4 protein-coding genes and 1 pseudogene are annotated in these 4,845 nt (G+C 62.8%); 2 read left to right on the forward strand and 3 right to left on the reverse strand.

Translation table 11 applies throughout. The features are described 5' to 3' along the window. Positions 1-363 (forward strand): annotated as a pseudogene (locus A2J03_RS30940) (hypothetical protein); the annotation flags it as partial. Positions 364-475: 112 nt separating this feature from the next. Here A2J03_RS30940 and A2J03_RS07655 read toward each other — a convergent pair. From A2J03_RS07655 to A2J03_RS07665, 3 genes are all read right to left on the reverse strand, one after another. After that, positions 476-1,423: a GGDEF domain-containing protein gene (locus A2J03_RS07655; protein ID WP_156520260.1), complete on the reverse strand. Its 948-nt coding sequence runs from the start codon at positions 1,421-1,423 to the stop codon at positions 476-478. 98 nt (positions 1,424-1,521) lie between these two features. Then, positions 1,522-2,994 carry a mannitol dehydrogenase family protein gene (locus tag A2J03_RS07660; protein ID WP_068371648.1) on the reverse strand — a complete coding sequence of 491 codons (1,473 nt, stop codon included), beginning with the start codon at positions 2,992-2,994 and terminating at the stop codon, positions 1,522-1,524. Then, positions 2,991-4,013: an NAD(P)-dependent alcohol dehydrogenase gene (locus A2J03_RS07665; protein ID WP_068371651.1), complete on the reverse strand. Its 1,023-nt coding sequence runs from the start codon at positions 4,011-4,013 to the stop codon at positions 2,991-2,993. The genes A2J03_RS07660 and A2J03_RS07665 overlap by 4 nt, the downstream gene beginning before the upstream one ends. Before the next feature lie 126 nt (positions 4,014-4,139). Between A2J03_RS07665 and A2J03_RS07670 the strand changes: the two genes are divergently transcribed. Then, positions 4,140-4,845 (forward strand): sugar-binding domain-containing protein (locus A2J03_RS07670; protein WP_068371654.1); only part of this gene is annotated, 706 nt, incomplete at its 3' end.

Here is a 4,845-nt window from a genome sequence, read left to right on the forward strand (position 1 = left end):
GTACTCGACGACATCCACGACGAGGCACTGAGCCGGTTCATGGCGCTCGAGTCGTCGCGCCTGCAGGAGCGAGTCCTCTGGGTGGTGGACGAGCTGGAGAAGTACCACCTGCTGGTCGAGACAGTGCATGCGCGAACGTCGATATCGGCATGTATCGACAAGTGGCACACTAGCTTCCACGATAGGTGGGAGGGATGGATCGGCGCGGAACTGCGTGGCGCCGGAACGTCCGAGGCCGACACCGAACCGATGACGCGAATGATCGTCTTCGTGATCGAGAGCATGCTGACTCATCCCCAGGACGACGTCGCCAAACGCGCCATCGTCGACCTCATGTTCCGGACGGTCGACGCACCGAGTTAGCGGCTCCGCCGCCAGTGGCACGGTTGAGTGCACAGCAACGCACTTAACCGCGCCACTGGGGTGGAGCCCCACTTCAAATGCCGGTAAACCTGAATGGATCTCGCGAACAACGTCAATCGTGAACGGTCGTGCAGTTCCGCCCGCGCTCCTTGGACAGGTAGAGGGCACGGTCCGCGCGCTCCAGGGTCTTTCGGGCAGGTTCGTCGCGCAATCTCCCCGCCACACCCCCCGAGATCGTGAGGTCGGACGGGAGCTCGGCCCGGACGAGATCGAGCGCGTCACTCAATGCGGCCGCGGAACCCGACGGGCACAGAACGGTGAACTCGTCACCACCCGAGCGGCACAGCAGAAACTGAGACGGAAGACAGAGCCGCAACGCGGACGAGACGATCTCGAGGGCTCGATCACCCGCTGCATGACCGAATTCGTCGTTGATCACCTTGAAACGATCGATGTCGACGACAGCGATGGAATCGATTCTCTCGGTTGCTCGCGTTCCCGGCCTGGAATCGAGCTCCCGGGTGAGCCGTCGCCGGTTCGCGAGCTGGGTGAGGTCGTCTACCTCGGACGTCGATGCGACGCTCTGCACCCAGGCAGCGGAGACGGCCAGCGCGAACAGAACTAGAAGCGCGTTGGCGATCAGAACTGGATGGAGATCCCCTGTCTCGAACCCCAGGAAGAGGACGTACGTCGCATTGAGAAGAGTCGTCCTCCACGCAATGCGATTGGGGAGGACGATGAAGGCCGGCGTCACCAGAAGAACTTGGAGCAGAATCCCCGACAGCGCGGTGACCGATCCTCCGGCGGCCGCGCAGAAAAGTACGACGCTCGTCAGGCCAGACAGGTGCATCGCCAAGTACAGGCGGCGGGACAGTACCGGTGCTGTCACAACCATGAACACGCCGATTCCGCACCACAGCACCGCAAGGACGAGCAAGGGAACGGCAATCTGCGGCTGCGTACCCAGAACGGTGAGGACACCAACCAGGCCACTGACCAGGCAGTTCACCCCGGACGTGCGCGCCACCGGCGCTGGTGGGTACGGCCAGCCACTGTTCACGAAGACGCACTCCTGCCGGCAGATCCCCACGACCTGGAGAAAGTTTAGCCTCTCTTTCGTTACTGCTCAGGGTCGAATGAATCAAGAAGACTTGCCGCTCATTGGTGTCGCAGCGACTGAAGGGTGGCCCGGGCACCATTCAAGTGCAGCGATTCGAGTTGCTTCGTGTATTCCGCGACGAAGCGCTCGTTGTCGATCAGATCGCCGAAGACAGCGCGGTGGGCAATGAAGGCGGTCGGATTTTCGTGCTGTGTGCGGGCGAGCGGGACGAGCGAATCCTTCAACTGATCCACGATCTCGATGGGCTGCCCCTGTTCGTCGACGGCCTCGGCGTAGCGAGCCCAACTGGCTACGACGGCGGTGGACAGGGCGATCTCTCCACCGGACTCGAGGTTCTGTCGAATGACAGGCAGAAGCCACTTCGGAATTCGATCCGACGACTCCGCGCACAGCCGCGCCACCGTGTCACGAATCTCCGGATTGGAGAACCGTTCGATGAGGGTCCTCTTGTATTCATCGAGGTCGATGCCGGGTACGGGCGCGAGCGTCGGCGTCGCTTCGGTGTTCATGTATGCGAGCAGGAACTCGGCGAACAGTGGATCCTGCGCGACCTCGTGCACCAACCGGTAGCCGCTGAGGTAGCCGAAGTAGCAGAGTGCCTGGTGGCTGGCGTTGAGTAACCGAAGCTTCATCAGCTCGTACGGAGTGACGTCGTCGACGACCTGGACTCCGACGTCCTCGAACGGCGGACGACCGAGAGTGAAGTTGTCTTCGAGCACCCACTGCGTGAACGGTTCACCAGCTACCGGCCACTGATCGTCGATCGCGTAGCGGTCCGAAAGACCCTGTATCACTTCGGGAGTGGTGACGGGAGTGATGCGATCGACCATCGAGTTGGGGAAAGCGCCCTCCGCGGTGATCCAGTCCGCCAGAGCTGGATCCCTGAGGTGTGCGAACGCGGTGAACGTCGACTGCGCCATGTGACCGTTGCCTTCGATGTTGTCGCAGGACATGATCGTGAACGGTTGCAGACCACGATTCTTGCGTCGCGCCAGTGCCTCGACGACCAATCCGAACGTCGTCGACGGTGTTGCACCATCCGCGAGGTCGGCAACTATTGCAGGGTTTTCGGTGTCGAATTCACCCGTCGTGGCCGAGAAGTTGTATCCGCCTTCGGTTATCGTGAGTGAGACGATCTTGACCGACTCGGACGCCATCTTCTCGATCACTGCCTCGGCGTCGTCCGGCGCAAACAGGTATTCGACGATCGAGCCGATGACGCGAGTGTCCCACGTCCCGTCGGAGTGTTTGAGAGCCAACGTGTACAGGCAATTCTGTGCATCCATGACGTCCTTCATCTTCAGATCCCCGGGAAGGACGCCGACTCCGCAGATTCCCCACTCGGCCGCCTCACCCTGCTGCAGCAGGCGGTCGACGTACATGGCCTGATGGGCGCGGTGAAAGCCGCCGACCCCGAAATGAACGATCCCGACTGTCACCTCGGATCGATCGTACGTGGGCACTGCGACATCTTCGATGAAGTCGTCGAGGTTGTGCGAGTTCAACTTCATGCGTAGTGCTCCTTCGTGAATCCGGGAATGACAACAGCTTTGATGCTTCCCGACACTGTGTCGGCGTTCAATGCATCCTCGACACCCGCGAGATCGAAGCGCGCGGTGACCATCGAATCGAGATCGACGAGTCCGGCGAGCACCAGTTCCCGAGCGATCGGCCACGTATTGGCGTAGCGAAAGACACCGGTCAGAACGAGTTCGCGGTTCTGGATCAGCGAGATCGGCAGCACGTAGTCCGACGCGCCCATGCCTACGAGTACGACGGTACCGGCAGGGCGGACCGCGTGAATGCCGTCGACGACGGCTCGCGGTGCGCCCGAGGCGTCGATGAATGCATCGACCTGGAGGTCCCGTACATCGACCACGGCGGGATCTACGACGCGAGTCGCGCCGAATCGAGACGCGTTGGAGCGTCGGCTCTCGTCGATGTCGGACACGATCACCTCTGTTGCGCCGAAGGCGCGGGCGACCTGAGCGGTGACGAGCCCGACCGGACCGGCACCGGTGATGAGGACGCTCGACCCGGCGGTGACGCGCGCCTTCTGCGCGGATGCAATACCGACGGACAGCGGCTCGAAGAGGGCGGCGGCCTCGTCTGAAATCTCGTCGGGAATCGAATGGGCGAACACCGACTGGATCAGGACGTACTCGGCCAGGGCGCCGTCGATCGGCGGCGTCGCGAAGAACTCCATCGCGGGACACAGGTTGTACCGACCGGCGCGTGATTGCGAACTCGTCGGGTCCGGGCGCTGCGGCTCGATGGACACGCGCTGACCGATTCGAGTGTCTGCCACGGCCGAGCCGACGGCAACGACAATTCCCGCGGCCTCGTGACCCAGTACCAACGGGCCGTTGACGACGTGGTCTCCGATGCGGCCCTCGCGGTAGTAGTGGGCGTCCGAACCGCAGACACCGACCGCTGTGACCTGTACGAGGACCTCGTCGGCGGCGGGCGTCGGGACCGGCCGAGATTCCAGACGTATCTCTTTCGGCCCGGTCAGAACACTGACCTGCATCGACTGTGACACGGGAGCCCTTCCATCGGCGGGTGTTGTGTAGATCACACCTGAATGTTAGCTTAATGAGCAGAAGAACACACCCTGAGCATCTGCTCAGCGCGATCGAGGTCAAGGGAGTGGGTCGTGACCACAACGGTTCCAGAGGTGCCGGGCCCGCAGAGGTCGTCGAAAAGCAGCGACGACTTGCGGCTCGCTCTTCGCGCCGCATCGATGTACCACCTGGAAGGAGCGACGCAGGCCGAGATCGCGGTCAAGCTCGGTGTCTCGCGTCCTACCGCGGGAAGGCTCGTCGCCAAGGCGCGGGCCCTCGGGCTGGTGACCATCGAGATCAATGTGCCCGACGAACTCCAGGGCACCGTGCACGCCGATATCGAGCGAGATCTCGAACGGGCATTCGGTCTCACCGAGGCGCTGGTCGTCCCGGACGTCATCGACGGCACCGACAACGGCTACGGATCTCTCGGACGTGCCACGGCTGCAATGCTTTCGCGTCGTCTGGGTGCAACCGACACGCTGGGATTCACGTGGGGGCCGGAGACGGTCGCCGTCGCTCATTCGCTCAGGTCCCGGGGTGCGAAATGTGCCCAGGTGGTCCAGCTCGACGGTTCGATGAGTTCCGCCGACTACCAGACCGGCGTCGAGTACACGCTGGGGCGGTGCGCCGAATACTTGCAGGCACGGCCGGTCCGCCTCAACGCCCCGCTGTACGCTGACCCGGCCACGGTCACTGCTCTGCGACAGGATTCGGTGATCTCGCGTGCCCTGCAAACCGGGACCGAGGCCGACGTGATGATCTACGGCCTCGGTCCCGTTTCCACGTCCACGACGC

It is taken from the genome of Rhodococcus sp. EPR-157 (assembly GCF_001647195.1).
GTDB lineage: Bacteria > Actinomycetota > Actinomycetes > Mycobacteriales > Mycobacteriaceae > Rhodococcoides.

Excerpts from the sequence above, each read along its gene's own strand:
- A2J03_RS07660 (WP_068371648.1), bottom strand. The coding sequence starts at position 2,994 with ATGAAGTTGAACTCGCACAACCTCGACGACTTCATCGAAGATGTCGCA.
- A2J03_RS07665 (WP_068371651.1), bottom strand. The coding sequence starts at position 4,013 with ATGCAGGTCAGTGTTCTGACCGGGCCGAAAGAGATACGTCTGGAATCT.